Below are 18,331 nucleotides of genomic sequence, written 5' to 3'. Positions count from 1 at the left end.
CGTCCTTCTGTGTGGCGGAGGGCTGGGGTCAGTCGTGCAGGGTGCGCAGTGCCGTGGCGATGGCCGCCTGTGCCGTGCGTGCGGTCAGGGAGGCCTTCTCGTACAGGCCGCCGTCGTGGGGCAGGCCGACCAGTCGTAGTGCCGCCACGGGGACCTCTGCCGCGGCGAGGGCGGCCGCGTAGGCTTCGCCGTCGCCGCGGAACGGGTCGCAGTCGGCGGTGATGATGTAGGCGGGCGGCAGGTCGTGCAGGTCCTCGGCGAGCAGGGGAGAGACGTAGGGAGAGCGTCGGTCCTCGGCCCACGGGACGTAGTCGGCGATCATGCGTTCCAGATCCGCCCACTGCTCGTCGGCGAGTTCGACGGCGTCGCGGTGGATGTGCGTGAGGGTCAGGTCGAGGCCGGGGACCTCGAGGATCTGCAGGGCCAGCGGGTGCCGGGCGCGGTCGCGGTTCACGTGGGTCAGCGCGGCCACCAGGTTGGCGCCCGCGGACTGTCCCGAGAGGGCGATGCGCCCCGGGTCGATTCCCAGCGCTCCGGCCTCGCGCACCAGCCACTCCAGCGCTGCGTAGCCCTGCTCCAGCGCGGCGGGGTAAGGGTGCTCCGGGGCGAGAGCGTAGGAGATCGCCGCGACGACGATGTTCGCCTCGGACGCCCGCACGGCGCAGTGGGTGGCGACGCTGGGGTGGTGGATGCCGCCCTGGCGCCAGCCGCCGCCGAAGAAGTGCAGGCAGACCGGCAGGTTCAGACCGGCCGCCGGCTCCCGCGGGTAGTAGAGGCGCACGAGCACGTCCGGCCGGCCTTCTACCTTCACCACGTGCTCACGCACGGGTAGTTGGGGTCCGCTGGCTCCCAGGCGGGGATAGACCGCCTGCTCGAACTCGAAGGCGGTCTTGCGCCGCTCTTGGGGGTCGTTCGTTGCCTGCGGGGCGGGCACGCCGAGCTCGGTGAGGGCACGGATGAGGTGGGCGTCGACGGGCATGGGGTGTCTCCGAATCAGGTAAGGGGGCTGAGGGGCAGGTGGGCCCGGCTGCGTAGGAAGTCGACGACGCGGCTTTGCCACGCGCGTGCGGTCGCCGAGGTCCTGGTGATCGACAGGGAGCCGTGCAGGTGCCCGGGAGCCCGCCAGGCCAGGACCGGCACCCCGGCCGCGCTGAGCCTGGCGGCGTAGCGCTCGCCGCTGTCGCGCAGCGGGTCGAACTCGGCGGTGAGCACCAGGGCGGGTGGCAGCCCCGCCAGGTCGGTGATGTCGGCGGGCGCCGTCCACCGGCCGCCCGGGTCGGCTCCGTTCAGGTAGGCGGAGCGGGTGTCGGACAGGTCCCCGAAGTCGGACAGGGCGCTTGACTGGTGGTACGAGGCGTCCTGGTCGATGTGCAGGCTCGCTCCGGGGACTTCGAGCACCTGGTGGTCAAGGCGCAGGCCGCTGTCCCGGGCGTGCGCGGCGACGAGACCGGCGAGGTTGCCGCCGGCGGAGATACCGCCGATCCCGATCCGGTCCGCTCGGATGCCCAGGCCGGGTGCGGCGTCGATGAGCCAGTGCAGGGCGTCCAGGCAGTCCTCGAGTCCGGCGGGGAAGGGATGTTCGGGGGCGAGGCGGTACTCCGCGGCGAAGATGGCGACGCCGCTCGCTGCCGCCCGGTGGCGCAGGAGCCGGTCGTTGATCACCTCGCGGACGCTGCCCAGGACGAAGCCGCCGCCGTGCAGGGACAGGTGGGCGAGCCGCGGCGGTCCCTCGCCCGGCGGCTGGTAGCGCAGGACGGTGATCTCCCCGGCCCGCGTCGGTACGCGGTACTCGCTCACCTCGCATCGGGCATCGCCGGGCAGCGTGAACCGCGTGGCGAGTGCGTCGGAGAGCTGGTGGGCCGCCCTGCGGCGCCGGGCCGGGTCGGGCGATTGCAGCTCGGGAAGATCACCCGCGATTTCAGCTACGGCATCGAGCCAGTCCACTACAGCCGGCTCGCAGCCCGCGATGCGGGCGAGGTTTGGAACATCTACCATCAAACCTCCATCGAAGTGCTTCGACGAAACACTTTAAACATGGCTCGACGGCAAGGTCAACCACCGAATGACGGGCGCAAGCCCTGTTCGGATAGGGTGCTGACGTGGGGAGTTCGGACGTGACGATCTATCAGGTGGCCAAGGCCGCGGGCGTGAGCATCTCGACGGTCTCGCTCGCGCTGAACCACCCGGACCGGGTCAGCCCGAAGACGCGCGACCGGATCATCGAGGTCGCCGGCGAGCTGGGCTACCGGGCCGGTGCCACGGTCTCGGAGCGCGCACGGCGGCGCAGCGGCCGGATCGCGGTCCTTGCCCCCTTCAGCAGCTACGAGACCTACCGGACCCGTCTCGTCGGCATCCTGGAGACCTTCGGCCCCCACGGCGTCGAAGTGGTGGTGCACGACACGCCGCCGGCCACCGAGTCCCCGTCACCGTTCCTGGAGACCCTGCCGGTGCGCGGCGACGTCGACGGGCTGCTGATCATGGGTGTGCCGCTCGGCCAGGAAGGCGCCGACCGCCTCCACCGCTGGGGACCGCCGACCGTGCTCGTCGATTCCGCGAACCCGGAGTTCACCAGCGTGACCTTCGACGACGAGCAGGCCGGCCACCTGGTGGCCACCCACCTGCTCGGCCGTGGCCACCGGCGCCTGGCGTACCTGCACGAGCCCTACCGCTCGCAGGGCCTTCCCTCGGCCGGTCTGCAGCGGCTGGAGGGCATCGCCCGCGCGCTGCGCGAGGCGGGCGAGCCACCCGGCATCGAGGACATCGCGCTCACGGGCAACGACGCGCGAGCGGCGCGCGCGCAGGCCGCCGACTTCGTGCGCCGTGCCGAGCGGCCGACGGCCGTCATCGCCCACCACGACGTCCTGGCGGCAGGCTTCCTGGCGGGGCTGCGCGCCGCGGGGACCCGGGTGCCCGACGAAGTCGCCGTGGCGGGCTTCGACGACGGAACGCTCGCGGACACCGTGGGCCTGACCACCGTCCGCCAGCCGTTCGCCGAGTCCGGCCGCCGCGCCGCCGAACTGCTGCGTTCCCTGATCGAAAAGCCGCGGCAGAGCCCCGTGCGCACGCTCCTCGTCCCGCAACTGATCACCCGGGAGAGCACCTGACGGGTGGTCGTCAGCGCACGCTGTAGTTCCTCCACGTGCCCGGCTTCTCGTCCTGGCCGGGGCCGGGCCTGCTGTAGTCGCACACGCCCCGGGGGAAGGCCTTCCGCAGCCGCGCCCGTTCGGTGTCGCTGAAGCCCACGCGGTAGTCGCCGAAGTCCACCGGCTTCAGGGCGCACTTGAGCGGGGTCTGGTCCAGCGGCGCACCGGCCTTCAGCCGCGGGTCGGCGCCGATGGGGTACTGATCCGCGCACGGTCCGGTGGCCGGATACGTCAGCCGGGTGTTCACCCGCTTGGTCGGGGTCAGATAGCAGCCGTCCGAGAGACCGGCGGGCTTACCGGCGATGACCTTCGTCTGCTTGCTGCGGGAGGAGGTGTCGGCCGCGATGTTCGTCAGCCAGCGGTCCATCGACGTCAGCACATAGGCGTCCGCGGTCTGCTGCTCTCCGACCGCAAGCTGACTCTCGATGATCACGTGGTTGGCCGACGTCCCGTTGGCTGCCTTCAGCCGCGCCCGCGTCACGTAGGACCAGTGGGCGGTATGGACATCGAGCGGCACCCGGTCCGCGTAGAGGCGGTGATCGATGATCGGTGTGCTGCGCAGGCCAAGGCGCATGCTGTTCAGCAGATCGCCGCGGTAGGCGGCCTTCAGCGCCCGCGGGTCGGCCTCGGAACGTTTGGCCACCGGCGTGCCCGCCTCGTCGAATCCCCCGACGGACGCGTTCAGTTCGACGAACTGCGCCGGACTGATCTTCTTGCTGTTCAGTGCCTTCAGCCCGTACTGCACTCCGACGTTGTCCAGGACACTGCGCACGAAGCCGTTCTTCGGGTCGCGGCCGAACTGGTTGGCGTAGGCCTCCGTCATCGTGCACTTGACCCCGCCTGGATTGGCGGTGGCGTGCCACCGCGCCGTGAGGGGGATCGACTTGTCGCAGCGCTTGGTGGCGGTGCGGATGTCGATGTTCTCCGCGCCGACGCAGCTGCCGTACTGGAGCATTCCGGTGACCGCGTCGCGCTGCGCGGCGGTGAAGGAGCTACCGGGCCGGGAGAAGTGACGTACGAGCAGTTTGCAGTCGCTGGCCATGCTCTTCTCCAGCGTGAAGCCGTCCGGGAAGCCGACGATGGGGATGATCCCGTCCAGGATGCCCGGGTAGGAGTCGGCCATGGTGTACTGCTGGATGCCGCCTCCGGATCCGCCCCAGCCGATCGTGTGCTTCACCGGCCCGTAGGTCTCGACGAAGTGCTCCTTGACCATCATCGCCGTCTCCGCGGAGAGCGGGACGTTGCAGTTGGTCTCCAGGACGTTGAGGGTGGAGGAGGCGACCGCGAACCCCCGTGACAGGAAGGTGTCGTTCATGACGCCTCCGGTCTGGGCCCCCTGGTGGTGGCCCCCCGAACAGCCGCCGCCGAAGGTGTAGACGAGCCTGCCGTTCCAGCTCTTCGTCCGCCGCAGGGGCGTGGGATCGGAGCCGTCGTACAGCGCGGCGGTCTCGTAGACGGCACGGTTGAGGGTGCCCGTCTCGATGCGGACGATGTAGGGCACCTTCCGCCCGCCCACGGTCGCTGTGGCGAGGTCGAGCGGGCGGTGGTCGGGGTCGGCCAGCGGCAGGAACGTGCCGAGTTTGCTGCGGTACTTGTAGCTGACCTTGGCGGGTGCGGAGCAGTCCGGCTGTTTGGCGGGGGCGAGTCCGAAGGCGGTCGTCTCGCAGTAGAACGGCGCGGCCTGCGGGCCGGAGAAGACGGGGCCGGTGGCGCGGTGGTTGGTGACGGTGCGCGCCGACGTGCGTCCGCCGGCCTCGGCGGTGATGCGGTTTTTGCCGTTCTTGAGGCCGGTCACCCGGCCGAGCAGGGTGCCGTCCGGCTGGCGCCGGAAGCCGTCGGCCGCGGTGCCGTTCACCTTCACCCGTACCGGCTTGTGGCCGTCCGTCGTCGTGATGCGCAGGAGCGCGTCCCCGCCGCTGACCTGGCCTCGGTCCGGAGTCGATGCGATGGCGATCGCGGGTGGTGGCCCGTCTTCGGCCGCTGCCCCCTGCCCCGGTGACAGCACGGTCGCTGCCATGACGGCGCAGGTGAAGAGCGCGGCGCGCTGGATTCTGCTGTGCATGCGTGTCCCATCCGGCTGTCCGGTCAGGAACATGGCCTTGCGTCGCCTGTTCTCTGACGCGGATCGCTCCTGGTGTCCTTCACGGAACCTGTTGAAGGCTAATTGAAATTAACTTAGCGAAGCAGGAGCGGCCACGGTCAAGAGGTGTGCACTGACATGCATGGGATCTGTCCCGTGGATTGTGTGCGTCAAGTGGGGATTCGTAGTTAACTTGTGACCGTGGCGGGCGGTTCTTGCCGCATGTCTGGGTGTGGGTGCCCCGCGCCGGTCCTGGCTGTATTCGGGCCTGTCGTCAGTTAATCCGAAGTAGCCTTCAGGGGTGAGTACGCAGAAAGTCAGACGCCCTGCCGACCGCAAAGCGCAGATCCTGCGCGCCGCCGCGGCCCAGTTCCACGAGCGCGGGTTCCACGAGGTGGGCCTCGGGGACATCGCGGGGGCGGTCGGTATCTCGGCGCCGGCGCTCTACCGGCACTTCCGGGGCAAGCGCGACCTCCTGGCGGCGGTGGTCGCCGACGGGTTCGCGGTGATGGACGCGGCCGTACGGGACGCCGCCACCCTGGATGACGCGGTGCGCTCCATGGCCGAGCTGTCCGTGGAGCGCCGGGAGCTGGGCGTGCTCTGGCAGCGCGAGGTGCGGCATCTCGACGAGCCGGTGCGCGGAGAGACGCGCCAGCGCTTCCGCGACCTGGTCGCCCGGCTCGAAGGGCTGCTCGGGGACCGGCGCGCCGAGCTGAGCCCGGGCGACGCAGACCTGCTGGTGTGGTCGATGGTCGCCGTCCTCGGCAGTCCCTCGCACGCACGGATCGCGGTGTCCGAGGGGCGGCTGGCCGCGCTGCTGGAGCAGATGTCGCACACGGTGCTCGGCGCGCGGCTGCCGACGCCTTCCGGGGTGCCGGTGCCCCGCGGTGCCGCGCCGTCGGCCGACCGGGCCGCCGCCTCGCGCCGTGAGTCCCTGGTGAGCGCCGCGACCAGGTTCTTCGGGCAGCAGGGGTTCCACGAGGCGCGGCTGGAGGAGATCGGCGCGGCGGCCGGGATCGCGGGTCCGAGCGTGTACAAGCACTTCGCCAGCAAGAGCGATCTGCTCTACGCCGCGCTCAACCGCGGAGCCCAGGCGCTGCAGCTGGCCCTGGCCGAGGCCATGGCATCCGCCGACGATCCCCGGCAGGTCCTCAGGGCGCTCCTGCGCGCATATGTCGGCCTGGTCCAGACGCACACCGACCTCTTCGCGGCCCTGGTGACCGAGGTCATCCACCTCCCCGACGACCAGCGCCACGACGTCCGGCGGACCCAGCGCGACCACGTCCTTGAGTGGGAGCATCTGCTGGGCCAGTGCCGCCCTGACCTGCCCCGATCCGAGCGCCAGGTGCGTGTGCGCGCGGTGCTCGGACTGGTCAACGACGTCCTGCGCACCGAGCATCTGCGCAGTCGGCCCGCTCTCGCGCAGGACCTGGTCGTACTGGGCGAGAGCCTCCTGCTGCCCGGCGACTGACCTCCTTTTTCCGGTGGGCGCTTCCCTTGACATCGCCGCCCCGTGCCGTCATAAGTTAATCACGATTAGCCAATCGGTACGGCGAAGGGGAGCAGCTGTGGACGTCGAGGCACGCCTGGCAATAGGCAGGATCCGAGGCCGTGCGGTCGACGGGTACGCGGTCTTCCGCAACATCCCCTTCGCCCGGCCCCCGGTCGGTGACCTGCGCTTCGCGGCCCCGCAGCCGCCGCTCGCCCGGGACGGGGTGCGCGACGGCACCCTCAGCGGCCCCGGATGCCCGCAGCCCGTGCTCCCCGGCGCCGACCCCATGGCCCGACTGCACAACCCGGCCGTGACCGGCGAGGACTGTCTCACGCTGGAGGTCTGGACTCCCGACCCCGGCCCCTTTCCCGTCGGCCTGCCGGTCATGGTGTGGATCCACGGCGGCGGCTACGCCTTCGGCGCCGGATCCGCGCCCGGCTACGAGGGATCGGCCTTCGCCAGGGACGGCGTGGTCTACGTGGCCATCAACTACCGGCTGAACGTCGAGGGCTTCCTGCCCGTCGCCGACCGCCCCGCCAACCTGGGCCTGCGTGACCAGGTGGCCGCACTGACCTGGGTACGCGAGAACATCGCCGCGTTCGGCGGAAACCCGGACAACGTCACCGTCTTCGGCCAGTCCGCCGGAGCGGTGAGCGTCATGAACCTGCTCGCGATGCCCTCCGCCCGTGGACTCTTCCGCCGCGTCATCGCCCAGAGCGGCGCCTGCACCACGGAGGTGTCCCGCACACAGGCCCACGAAGCAACCGACCGGCTGGCCCAACTCCTGCACGTGCCCGCAACGGTCGAAGGTTTCAACAGCGCGGATCCCGCCGCGACGCAGGACGCGGTGCTGCGGCTGGCGCTGGAGTACAACGAGACGGAGCGATGGGGCGCGCAGTCGTTCCTCGTCAGCCCGTTCCGCACGGTGATCGACGAGGAGACCCTTCCGCAGGACGTCCTCACGGCCCTGGCGGAGGGAGCCTCCGCCGACGTCGAGGTGCTCGCCGGAACCACCCGCGACGAGACCATCAGCTTCCTGGCCCAGCGCGGCCAACTCGACCGCCTCCACGACGGCTTCGCGGAACAGGCACTGAAGGCCTTCGGACTCACCCGCGACGATCTCGCCGTCTACGACCAGGCCTCACGGCCCGGGGCGTCATCGCACGAACTCGTGCAGGCGGCCTGGACCGACTGGGCCTTTCGCATCCCCACGCTGCGCCTGCTGGAAGCCCATCAAGGCCCCCACTGGGCGTACGAATTCACCTGGCAGAGCCCGGCGCTGCCGCCGGGCAGCGGTGCGGCCCACACGCTCGAGGTGCCCTTCGTGCACGACAACCTGGCCGCGGTCCCGGCCGAGACCGGCCTGCTCGGCGAGGAACCGCCGCACCACCTGGCCACCGTCATGCACCGGGCCTGGATCGACTTCGCCCACGGCCGCGGCCCGGGCTGGCACGGCTACGACACCACGCGCCGCGTGACCATGCGCTTCGACGCCGACAGCGGCCCCGTCGACGACTTGGCGGGCGCCGAGCGGCAACTGTGGCACGGCATCCGATGAGCATCCCCGCCCCGCCGACGAGGCGGCGGACACCACCGCCGGGCGGCGCGGCCCGCGAACACGCCGAGGCCGACGCCCGGGCACTCGCCCCGGCCCCCGCCGCACCGATCATCGGCATCGGCGGCACCGCGCACCACGCGCTCGCCGCCGTGCCGGCCGACATCTCCGCATGCGCCATCGCGCCCGCCCCGGGCGTGCGATGACGACACACGAAAGGGGCACCATGTTTCTCACCCAGCCCTTGCACCGCATGCTCCAGCAGACCCCCGACGCCCCGCTCACCGTCTATCAGGACCGCACCCGCACCGTGCGCGCGTCAGCGCACCGCGTCTCCTGTCTGGCGGGGGCACTCCAGGCCCTGCACGTCGCTCCGGGGGACCGGATCGCGATCCTCGCCCACAACTCCGACCGCTACCACGAGACGCTGCTGGCCACGTGGTGGGCCGGCGCGGCCGTCGTCCCGGTGAATATCCGCTGGAGCGCACAGGAGATCAGCTTCTCGCTGCGCGACTGCGACGCGCGGATCCTGTTCGTCGACGACACGTTCGCAGGCCTGGTCGCCGAACTGGACGAACAGCCGGCCACCGTCGTGCACTGCGGCGAGAGACCGACACCGCCCGGCATGCTCGCCTACGAGGACCTCGTCGAGGCCACCGCTCCCGCCGCCGACGTATGCCGCGGGGGAGAGGACCTGGCGGGCGTCTTCTACACCGGCGGCACATCCGGCACGCCCAAGGGCGTCATGCTCACGCACACGAACATGATGCTGTCCGCCATGGGCAGCCAGGTCACCGGCCGGCTCGCCACCCCGGGCGGGCGCCTGCTGCACTCGGCGCCGATGTTCCACCTGGCCGACCTCGCCATGTGGGTCACGCAGAACCTGGTCGGCGGCTGCCACGTCATCCTGCCCGGATTCGAGGCGGGCGCCGTCCTGGCGGCGATCGAGGCGCACCGTCCCACCTCCGCGCTGCTGGTGCCCACGATGATCCAGGCGCTCGTCGACCACCCCGGCCTCGGCGCACACGACCTGTCCAGCATGTGTTCCATCGTCTACGGGGCTTCACCGATCCCCGAACCCGTCCTGAAACGCGCCATGGACGCCTTCCCCGACGTCGCGTTCAGCCAGGCCTACGGGATGACCGAAGCCGCCCCCATGGCCACCCTGCTCACCGGCGAGGACCACCGCGCGGGCCGACGGCTGCGCTCGGCGGGCCGCGCGGCCGCGCACGGCGAAGTGAAGGTCATCGACCCCGGCGGGAACGAGGTTCCGCGCGGCACCGTCGGCGAGATCGCCCTGCGGGGCGGCCACATCATGCGCGGTTACTGGGGCCGCCCCGAAGAGACCGCCGGGGTCCTGCGCGAGGGCTGGCTGCACACCGGCGACGGCGCCTACATGGACGACGACGGTTATCTCTTCGTCGTCGACCGGCTCAAAGACATGATCATCACCGGGGGAGAGAACGTCTACTCCGCCGAGGTGGAGAACGCCGTCGCCCAGCACCCGGCCGTCGCGGCGTGCGCCGTGATCGGCCTGCCCGACGAGGCATGGGGAGAACGCGTCCACGCCGTGCTCGTCCTGCGCGAGGGCCACACCGTCACCGCGGACGAGATCCGCCGGCACACCAAGTCCCTCATCGCCGGCTACAAGGCCCCCCGCAGCGTCGAGTTCACCGACGCCCTGCCGCTGTCCCCGGCCGGAAAGATCCTCAAGCGCGAACTGCGCGCACCGCACTGGCGCGACAGCGACCGCTCGGTCCACTGACCCCGCGCACCCCCACACGCACCCCGCGCCCCCCACACACACGCACTCCGCGTCCCCGCACCTTCCGCACACCACTTGGACGGAACAGCACATGACTGCAACGGCACGTGTCACCGGCGTGGGAATGATCCCCTTCGCCACCCCCAGCAGGAGCGAGTCCTACGACGTCATGGCCGAGCGCGTCGCACGGGCGGCCCTCGCCGACGCGGGGCTCGACCACCGGCACATCCAGCAGGCCTACGTCGGCTACGTGTACGGCGATTCGACGGCGGGACAGCGGGCGCTCTACCCCCTGGGCGAGAGCGGCATCCCCATCGTCAACGTCAACAACAACTGCGCCACCGGATCGACGGCGCTGTGGCTGGCCCGCCAGGCCGTGGCGAGCGGCGCAGCGGACTGTGTGCTCGCCCTGGGCTTCGAGCAGATGCGGCCCGGCGCCCTGGCCACCGTATGGCCGGACCGCCCCCAGCCGCTGGCCCGCTTCGAGGACACCGCCACCGCCGTGCAGGGGCCCAGCACCGCACCGGCGGCAGCGCAGCTGTTCGGCGGCGCCGGCGCCGCCTACGCCGAGCGGCACGGCCTGGCCCCCGACACCTTCGCCCGCATCGCCGTCAAGGCCCGCGCCCATGCCGCGCACAACCCCGACGCCGTCTTCCGTACGCCCGTCAGCGTCGAGGAGGTCCTTGCCTCCCCTGCCATCTACGGACCGCTGACCCGCCTGCAGTGCTGCCCGCCGACCTGTGGCGCCGCCGCCGCGGTGATCACCAGTGAGAGCTTCGCCCGCGCCCACGGCCTGGACTCCTCGATCTCCATCGCCGCCCAGGCCATGACGACCGACACCCCCGACACGTTCACCGAGCACGACCTCATGAAGCTGGTCGGCTACGGCATGACCCGGGCGGCGGCAGCGCAGGTCTACGAGCAGGCAGGCGTCGACCCCCTGGACCTGACGGTCGTCGAACTCCACGACTGCTTCACCACCAACGAACTGATCACCTACGAGGCGCTGGGCCTGACGCCCGAAGGCACCGCGGAGAAGTTCATCGCGGACGGCGACAACACCTACGGCGGACGCGTCGTCACCAACCCCTCGGGCGGACTGCTCTCCAAGGGACACCCACTGGGCGCCACAGGGCTCGCCCAGTGCACCGAACTGGTCCGCCAACTGCGCGGCACGGCCGGCGCCCGCCAGGTGGAGGGAGCCCGACTCGCCCTGCAGCACAACATCGGCCTGGGCGGCGCGGCCGTCGTCACCCTCTACGCGAAGGCGGACCCCAAGTGACTTTGCCCGCCACCGCGATCGGCACCGAACTGCCCCCGGTGACCATGACCGTCGAACGCGGCCGACTGCAACTGTTCGCCCGGGCCATCGGCGAGCACGACCCCCTCTACACCGACCCCGTTGCCGCACGCGAGGCAGGCCACCCCGACCTGCCCGTCCCGCCCACCTTCCTGTTCGGCATCGAACTGCAACAGCCGGACCCCTTCGCCTACCTGCGTGCCCTCGGCGTCGACATGCTGCAAGTCCTGCACGGAGAACAGGAATTCACCTACCACTCCACCGCGCACGCCGGTGACACCCTCACCGCCCGGTCGACGATCGTCGACGTGCGCAGCAAGAACGGCGGCGCGCTCGACCTGCTCACCAAGGACACCACCGTGACCCGCTCCGACGGCACCCGCGTCGCTGACCTGCGCACCATCACCGTCGTACGAAACGAGGTCCCCGCACCGTGACCCCCGTAACCGTGGGCACCGAACTCCCGCCCCTGCGCCTGCCGGAGATCTCCCGCACCACGCTCGCCCTGTTCGCGGGCGCATCCGGTGACCACAACCGCATCCACATCGACATCGACGCCGCCCGCGAGGCCGGACTCGACGACGTCTTCGCCCACGGCATGCTCTCGATGGCCTACCTCGGCCGGCTCCTGACCGGCTGGGTCGACCAGTCCGCCATCCGCCGCTTCGCCGTCCGCTTCACGGCGATCACCCCGGTGCACGCCACGCCCACCTGTCACGGCCGGGTCACCGCCGTCGACGACATCGACGGAGAGCGCGTGGCGACCCTCGCCGTCACCGTCACCCTCGCCGACGGCACCACCACCCTGCGCGGCGAGGCAGCCGTGGCGCTGCCCGGCGCCTAGCGGCCCAGCGCACGCCCATACAGCAGCTGCCCGGCACCCCGCCCGGCAGCGGCGCAACACCCACCCAGTAGCGCACCACCCCGCACGACAAAGGAGCCACCATGGGAACACTCGAAGGACAAACCGCCGTCATCTCCGGCTCGGGCCGCGGGATCGGCCGCGAGATCGCACTCCGCCTGGCCAGGGAAGGCGCCCGGATCGTGGTCAACGACCTGGACCCCGAGCCCGCCAAGGACACGGTCGCCGCCATCGAGGCCGTCGGCGGCGCAGCCGTGGCCTGCGTGGGCAACGTGACCGACGACGGATTCGGTGAACGGTTCGTCCAGACCGCCCTCGACCACTTCGACGGCCTGGACATCATCGTCAACAACGCCGGGTACACCTGGGACTCCGTCATCCAGAAGCTCACCGACGAGCAGTGGGACGCCGTCCTGGACGTCCACCTCAAGGCGCCGTTCCGCATTCTGCGCGCCGCGCAGCCCGTCATCAGCGCCGCGGCCAAGAAGGAAGCACGGACCGGAACCCCGCGCTGCCGCAAGGTCGTCAACATCTCCTCCATCGCCGGCCTCGGAGGCAACGCGGGCCAGGCCAACTACGCCGCCGCCAAGGCCGGTGTCACCGGCCTGACCCGCACCCTGGCCAAGGAGTGGGGGCGCTACAACGTCACGGTCAACACCGTGGCCTTCGGACTGATCAAGACCCGTCTCACCGAAGCGCCGGCAGACCAGGACGCCACGATTCACGTGGAGGGAAACGACATCAAGGTCGGCGTCAATCCCGATCTCCTGTCCGCCATGGAGCGCTCCATCCCCCTGGGCCGCGCCGGGACGCCCGCCGAAGCGGCCGGCGCCGTCTACCTCCTGTGCACCCCCGACTCCGACTACGTCAGCGGCCAGACACTCGTCTGCGGCGGCGGCTTCTCGATGTGAGGAACACCCCATGAAGCGCATCCTGTTCGACGCCGAGCACGAGGACTACCGCCACAGTGTCCGCGCCTTCCTCAAGAAGGACGTGGTGCCGTACTACCCGGACTGGGAGAGCGACGGCATCGTGCCCCGCACGCTGTTCACCGGGCTCGGTTCGCTGGGCGCCCTGGGCATCGCCATACCGCCCGAGTACGGCGGCGCCGGTATCCACGACTTCCGCTACAGCGTCATCCTGCAAGAAGAAGCAGCCGCGGCCGCCGTCGCCCCCGCCCTCCTGGGACCCACGCTCCAGGCGGACGTCTGCCTTCCCTACCTGCTCAGCCTCACCACCGACGAGCAGAAGAAGCGCTGGCTGCCCAAAATCGCCTCCGGAGAGCTCATCACCGCGATCGCGATGACCGAACCCGGCACCGGCTCCGACCTCTCCGCCATCAGCACCAAGGCCGTGAGGGACGGCGACGACTATGTGATCGACGGCGCGAAGACCTTCATCACCAACGGAATCAACGCCGATCTCGTCATCACCGCCGTCCGCACCGGCCCCCACCCCCACCAGGGCCTCAGCCTCCTGATGGTGGAGCGCGACACGGAGGGCTTCCACCGGGCCGGGCGCCTGCACAAGGTCGGTATGCACGCCCAGGACACCGCCGAACTCGCCTTCACCGGTGCGCGCGTCCCCGCAGCGAACCTGCTGGGTGAGGAAGGCGAGGGCTTCAAGGCGCTCACCCGAAACCTCAGCCAGGAGCGCCTCTCCATCGCCGTCAGCGCGCTGTCCCAGGCAACGGCCGCCCTGGACTGGACCCTGACGTATGTGCGGGAACGCCACGCCTTCGGCAAGGCCCTGGCGGCACAGCAGACGGTCCGCCACCGCCTGGCCGAACTCGTCACCGCCACCGATGTCGCCCAGCAGTACCTGGACCGCAGCGTCAGCGAATGCAACGAGGGAACCCTGACGCCGCAGGACGCTGCCAAGGCCAAGTGGTGGTGCACCGAACTCCAGGGGCAGGTGCTTGACGCCTGTGTCCAACTGCACGGCGGCCACGGCTACATGCTCGAGCAGGCCGTGGCCAGGGCGTGGGCGGACAGCCGGGCCACGCGTATCTACGGCGGAACCACCGAGATCATGAAGGAGATCATCGGACGCTCGCTGGTCGCCTAGCAGAGCGCCCGCACTGCTGCGGGACACCTGATGGAGCGGTGTCCCGCAGAAGCGCGGTCCGTCAGCTTGGACTGACCCCCAGAGCCCGGCTGCCCGGAGCGCAGCTCTCCCTCAGCTCGTCGAGTTCGGCCGCCGTCAGCTGCTTCTCGGCCGAGCCGCGGCGGCTGTCGTCGAGCTGGGCGCACGCACTGTCCAGCCACGGGCCCGAAGGCTCGACCCCGGTGAAAGCGGCGAGGCGGGCGAGTTCCTGCCGGGGCGCGTCGAGGAGTTCCTCGTAGGCAAGGGTCATGCGCTGGACCTCGGGCAGCTCGTCGAGGAACTGCGCCCCCTGGGTGACGAGTTCGGACCACAGTGCGCCGAACCGGACCAGCGGAAAGTCCCGCTCCTGTACGAGGGCGGGGTCGAAACGCTCGTCGAGCAGGGGCGCCAGATCGGGCGGCAGGGAACGCACGTCCTCGTCCGTCAGGTCGGCGAAGCTCTCGACGCCCGTCCGTTCCTTGATCTCACGCATCAGGGTGATCACGCGGTATCCGGGGTGGCGGCTCATGGACAGGGCACAGTCGGGCCCGTCGCGGAACAGGTGCACGAACTTCGCGTAGGGGAAGGCGGCGCGCAGCCCCGGGGCCCAGCCCGTCGAATATCCGGAGCGCTCCACGACGGCGGTACGCCCCAACCGCGCCTTGAACCACTCGAAGAGCGCTTCGTGGTGTTCGGCCGCGGTCCGATCGGGCCAGCCGATGACCGCCGCGCTGATCTCGTCGAGCAGGCCGTCGGGGTCGTCGGTGAGGTGGGGCAGCACCATGAGGGAGAGCGCGGGGATGCCGGTGCCGTGCGCCGAGTAACGCCCCGGACGGCGCGTGTAGAGGAACTCGGGCATCAGGAGCCCGCTGCGGATCATGTTCGCGAAGTACGGGGTGGGCCGGACGAGGGCCTCCCAGAACTCGGCGCCCGGGACCCGGCCTTCGGGGAAGGCCGCGTCCCCCACGGAGGCCATGTACTCGTTGAGGCTGAGCACGTCGGGGTGGGTGCTGAGGATGCGGGACAGCGCGGTGGAGCCGCTGCGGCCCGTACCGATGACGAAGGTCAGACTGCGCAAAGTCACTCTCCGAGGGCCGGGTGAGGGGGTCCGGGGCTGTGTGCACCTCAGCACATTCACCCTGACGACACCAGAGGGCGCAGGCGAGCGGAGGGTGCCGCAGGTCGTAACGCGCGCATGGCGGGCCCATGAAAGGGCGATTGCAGCCTGGTGGCGCGTGGCACGTGTGCCTTGACCGGCATGGGGCGCGGGCATAGCTTCTGCGATATGTGCATCTGCCAGCGGTTTCGGAAGCGACGGGCCATCGATCTGATGCGCGTCGCCACCGCGGTGTGTAGCTGACCCCTCCTCTGCGCCGGGCCGGCCCGCCCTGCCGTCCGGCCGTATCGCTCCGCGCAGCCCCGGCACTCCGCAGTACGCGGACCCCGTTGACCTGACCCCCGCCGATCCCGGCCGCCCGCTGCCGGACGGCCGGTTCAGCACGTCGTGTTCGACCACCTGAGGTGGGGTCTTGGCGCCCCCGGGCGCAAGCCGCACCGCACAAGGAGGAGAAGAAGACCATGACCACCGTCGCCACTCTGGACATCCTCAGGGCAGGACCGCGCTTCGGCGCCGAGATCACGGGCGTCGACCTGACCGCCCCCGTCGACGAGGCAACTGCCGACGAGCTGCGGCAGGCCTTCCGGGAGCACAAGGTCCTCGTTTTCCGCGGACAGCACCTGACCCCCGACCAGCACGTCGCCGCCGTACGGATCTTCGCCGAGCCCTTCGACCACCCGACCGCGGCGAAGGATCAGGCCAACCCGCTGGTCTACCCGTACAACGTGCGGCACACCGGCAAGGCGAGCACCTGGCACATCGGCGGCCTGTGGCGCGACCCGGTCTTCGCGATCGAGTCGCTGACGTACGAGGTGGTGCCCGAGCTGGGCGGCCACACCCTGTGGGCGGATCTGCAGGCGGCGTACGACGATCTGTCGACGCCCTTCAAACAGCTGCTCGAGTCCGTGAGCGCGGTCTACGACGGCAACGCCGAGAACTACGCGCAGGGCAGCAAGAAGACCGCGGGCGGACCGACCATCGAGCACCCGGTGGTCCTGACGCATCCGGCCACCGGCCGCAAGGGCCTGTTCATCAGCACCTCGGCCACCGGCCTCACCGGTGTGACGCCCGCGGAGAGCAAGGTGCTGCTCGACCACCTCCTGCGGCACGCCTCCTCGCCGAACTACACCATCCGCTTCGGCTGGCGGCCCGGCGACTTCGTCCTCTGGGACAACCGCGCCACCTGGCACTACGCCGTCGACGACTACGGTGACGGCGCGCGCGTCTACCGCAAGGTCATCGGTGTGGAGCCGGAGACCGGCGTCGTGCCGGAGGCGCGTGCCTGAATGCTCCGGGGAAGACCGCGCCGCCCGGCGCGTCCTGCTGGTCCGCCTGGCCGCGGGCGCGACGACCCTGCTGGGCCAGGCTGTGCCGAACATCGCGGTGCCCGGCATGTGGCAGTCGCCGGCAGTCGCAGGCGGCCGGTGCAGCGGACGTGCAGTGGATCGTGGCCGGCTACTCCATGGCCTTCGGCCTCGCACTGGTCCCCGGCGGCAGCCTCGGCGACGCGCACGGGCGCAAGCGGTACTTCCTCGTCGGCGTGGCCGCCTTCCTCCTCGCGGGGGTGGCGGCCGCGCTCGCTCGCCGTGCTCCGGGCGCTGCTGCCGTTGCTGTGCCCCGCCGTGCAGGTTCTTGCCGGGGCCGCCGCGGGGCTGCCGGCGGCATCCGGCGGATGGGACAGCGCACCGCGGCCGCGGTCTGCCTCACGCCCTCGTGCGTCTGCGTCGGGCTGCTCGCAGTGGCCGCAAAGCCTGGACAGCGGTGTCCCCGCCCCCCCCCGGGACACCGCACGACCTGAATCCACCACGCCCCAGCGCCACTTGCACCACCGAAACCCACAGTGATCGGAAGCCTGATGAGTCCGGAATTCCTCTGGTACATCCCCAACACCGTCCAGCCCGGCCACCGCGGTGACGACACGACATCCGGCTGGGGCTCCATCGAGTACTCCACCGAACTCGCCCGCACGGCAGAGGACCACGGCTGGGGCGGCGCGCTGCTCGGCACGGGGTGGGGGCGCCCGGACACCTTCACCGTCGCCACCGCCCTGGCCGCGCGCACCACGACGTTCAAACCCCTGATCGCCGTCCGCCCCGGCTACTGGCAGCCCGCGCACTTCGCGAGCGCCGCCGCCACGCTCGACCAGCTCAGCCGAGGCCGCGTCCTGGTCAACATCGTCAGCGGCATCGACAGCCCGGCCGCTTACGGCGACACCACCGTCGAGCCTCCCGCGCGCTACGCCCGCACCCGGGAGTTCCTGCACCTGGTACGGCGCCTGTGGACCGAGGAGAACGTCACGTTCGAAGGCGAGCACTTCCACGTCACCGGCTCGACGGTCAGCCCGCGCCCCTACGCCAGGGACGAGCGGGCCCATCCGACCCTGTACTTCGGCGGCGCGTCCGAGGCGGCCGAACGTGTCTCGGCCGGCGAGGCCGACGTACAGCTCTTCTGGGGCGAACCGCTGGATGGAATCGCCGAACGCATCGCACGCCTGAGGGAGTTGAGCGATCAGGTGGGGCGCCGCCACGCGCCGTTGGAGTACGGGCTGCGGATCACGACCGTGGTACGCGACACCACCGAGGAGGCGTGGCGCGCGGCGGAGGAGAAGGTCGCCAAGATGGCGGCCGACGCCGGCGAGATCGGCACCTGGATGGGCAATCGCAGGACCGCGGTCGGCCAGCGGCGGCTCCTGGACCTGGCCGAGCGCGGCGAGGTCCTGGACACCTGCCTGTACACCGCGCCGGGTAGGTTCGGTGGCGGGGGAGCGGGCACCACGTGGCTCGTCGGATCGCCCGACGAGGTGGCGGCTGCCCTCAAGGCCTACCGGGCGCTCGGCGTCACACACTTCGTGCTGTCCGACACGCCCTACAAGGAGGAGACCCGCCGGATCGGCGACCAGCTGTTGCCCCGGCTGCGATAGGAACCGGCCTCG

General features: G+C 70.9%; 16 protein-coding genes. 12 read left to right on the top strand and 4 right to left on the bottom strand.

Going from position 1 to position 18,331, the window contains the following annotated elements:
• Positions 1–28: 28 nt before the first annotated feature.
• Positions 29–979 carry an alpha/beta hydrolase gene (locus ABZ906_RS08305; RefSeq protein ID WP_361379095.1) on the bottom strand — a complete coding sequence of 317 codons (951 nt, stop codon included), beginning with the start codon at positions 977–979 and terminating at the stop codon, positions 29–31.
• Positions 980–993: 14 nt separating this feature from the next.
• Positions 994–1,995 (bottom strand): alpha/beta hydrolase fold domain-containing protein, encoded by a 1,002-nt coding sequence (locus ABZ906_RS08300; RefSeq protein WP_361379092.1) that lies wholly within the window; start codon positions 1,993–1,995, stop codon positions 994–996.
• Between the two features lie 119 nt (positions 1,996–2,114).
• Here ABZ906_RS08300 and ABZ906_RS08295 point away from each other — a divergent pair, with 119 nt between their 5' ends.
• Positions 2,115–3,104 carry a LacI family DNA-binding transcriptional regulator gene (locus ABZ906_RS08295; protein WP_361379089.1) on the top strand — a complete coding sequence of 330 codons (990 nt, stop codon included), beginning with the start codon at positions 2,115–2,117 and terminating at the stop codon, positions 3,102–3,104.
• Between the two features lie 10 nt (positions 3,105–3,114).
• On the opposite strand, the gene ABZ906_RS08290 is transcribed toward ABZ906_RS08295, so the two are convergent.
• Positions 3,115–5,205, bottom strand: a complete 2,091-nt coding sequence (locus ABZ906_RS08290) for a DUF6351 family protein (RefSeq protein WP_361379086.1) — start codon at positions 5,203–5,205, stop codon at positions 3,115–3,117.
• Between the two features lie 319 nt (positions 5,206–5,524).
• Between ABZ906_RS08290 and ABZ906_RS08285 the strand changes: the two genes are divergently transcribed.
• The 9 genes from ABZ906_RS08285 to ABZ906_RS08245 all read left to right on the top strand — a co-directional run bounded on the left by ABZ906_RS08285 (position 5,525) and on the right by ABZ906_RS08245 (position 14,264).
• The gene (locus tag ABZ906_RS08285) at positions 5,525–6,694 is read left to right on the top strand and encodes a TetR family transcriptional regulator (protein WP_361190038.1); all 1,170 of its coding nucleotides are present in this window, start codon (positions 5,525–5,527) and stop codon (positions 6,692–6,694) included.
• A gap of 97 nt (positions 6,695–6,791) precedes the next feature.
• Entirely contained in the window at positions 6,792–8,273 is a 1,482-nt protein-coding gene (locus tag ABZ906_RS08280) for a carboxylesterase family protein (protein WP_361379083.1), read from the top strand.
• Positions 8,270–8,476 (top strand): hypothetical protein, encoded by a 207-nt coding sequence (locus ABZ906_RS08275; RefSeq protein WP_361379080.1) that lies wholly within the window; start codon positions 8,270–8,272, stop codon positions 8,474–8,476. The genes ABZ906_RS08280 and ABZ906_RS08275 overlap by 4 nt, the downstream gene beginning before the upstream one ends.
• Before the next feature lie 20 nt (positions 8,477–8,496).
• Positions 8,497–10,035 carry a long-chain fatty acid--CoA ligase gene (locus ABZ906_RS08270; protein WP_361379077.1) on the top strand — a complete coding sequence of 513 codons (1,539 nt, stop codon included), beginning with the start codon at positions 8,497–8,499 and terminating at the stop codon, positions 10,033–10,035.
• Between the two features lie 91 nt (positions 10,036–10,126).
• A complete protein-coding gene (locus ABZ906_RS08265) occupies positions 10,127–11,317 on the top strand; it encodes a lipid-transfer protein (RefSeq protein ID WP_361379074.1) in 1,191 nt (396 codons plus the stop codon).
• Entirely contained in the window at positions 11,314–11,772 is a 459-nt protein-coding gene (locus ABZ906_RS08260) for a MaoC family dehydratase N-terminal domain-containing protein (RefSeq protein WP_361379071.1), read from the top strand. The genes ABZ906_RS08265 and ABZ906_RS08260 overlap by 4 nt, the downstream gene beginning before the upstream one ends.
• Positions 11,769–12,179, top strand: a complete 411-nt coding sequence (locus ABZ906_RS08255) for a MaoC/PaaZ C-terminal domain-containing protein (RefSeq protein ID WP_361379068.1) — start codon at positions 11,769–11,771, stop codon at positions 12,177–12,179. The genes ABZ906_RS08260 and ABZ906_RS08255 overlap by 4 nt, the downstream gene beginning before the upstream one ends.
• A 101-nt stretch (positions 12,180–12,280) precedes the next feature.
• Positions 12,281–13,108 (top strand): SDR family oxidoreductase, encoded by an 828-nt coding sequence (locus ABZ906_RS08250; RefSeq protein ID WP_361379065.1) that lies wholly within the window; start codon positions 12,281–12,283, stop codon positions 13,106–13,108.
• A 10-nt stretch (positions 13,109–13,118) separates the two neighbouring features.
• Positions 13,119–14,264: an acyl-CoA dehydrogenase family protein gene (locus ABZ906_RS08245; RefSeq protein ID WP_361379062.1), complete on the top strand. Its 1,146-nt coding sequence runs from the start codon at positions 13,119–13,121 to the stop codon at positions 14,262–14,264.
• 61 nt (positions 14,265–14,325) lie between these two features.
• Here the strand turns inward: ABZ906_RS08245 and ABZ906_RS08240 are convergent, their stop codons facing one another.
• A complete protein-coding gene (locus ABZ906_RS08240) occupies positions 14,326–15,366 on the bottom strand; it encodes a sulfotransferase (RefSeq protein WP_361379059.1) in 1,041 nt (346 codons plus the stop codon).
• A gap of 494 nt (positions 15,367–15,860) precedes the next feature.
• Here ABZ906_RS08240 and ABZ906_RS08235 point away from each other — a divergent pair, with 494 nt between their 5' ends.
• A complete protein-coding gene (locus ABZ906_RS08235; RefSeq protein ID WP_361379056.1) occupies positions 15,861–16,685 on the top strand; it encodes a TauD/TfdA family dioxygenase in 825 nt (274 codons plus the stop codon).
• A 569-nt stretch (positions 16,686–17,254) separates the two neighbouring features.
• A complete protein-coding gene (locus ABZ906_RS08230) occupies positions 17,255–18,319 on the top strand; it encodes an LLM class flavin-dependent oxidoreductase (protein ID WP_361379053.1) in 1,065 nt (354 codons plus the stop codon).
• The last annotated feature ends 12 nt before the right edge of the window (positions 18,320–18,331 follow it).

The sequence above is a fragment of the Streptomyces sp. NPDC046925 genome (assembly GCF_040644915.1).
Classification (GTDB): domain Bacteria; phylum Actinomycetota; class Actinomycetes; order Streptomycetales; family Streptomycetaceae; genus Streptomyces.
The sequence above is the reverse complement of the archived record's forward strand: the minus strand, read 5'-3'. Positions and strand labels throughout refer to the sequence as shown.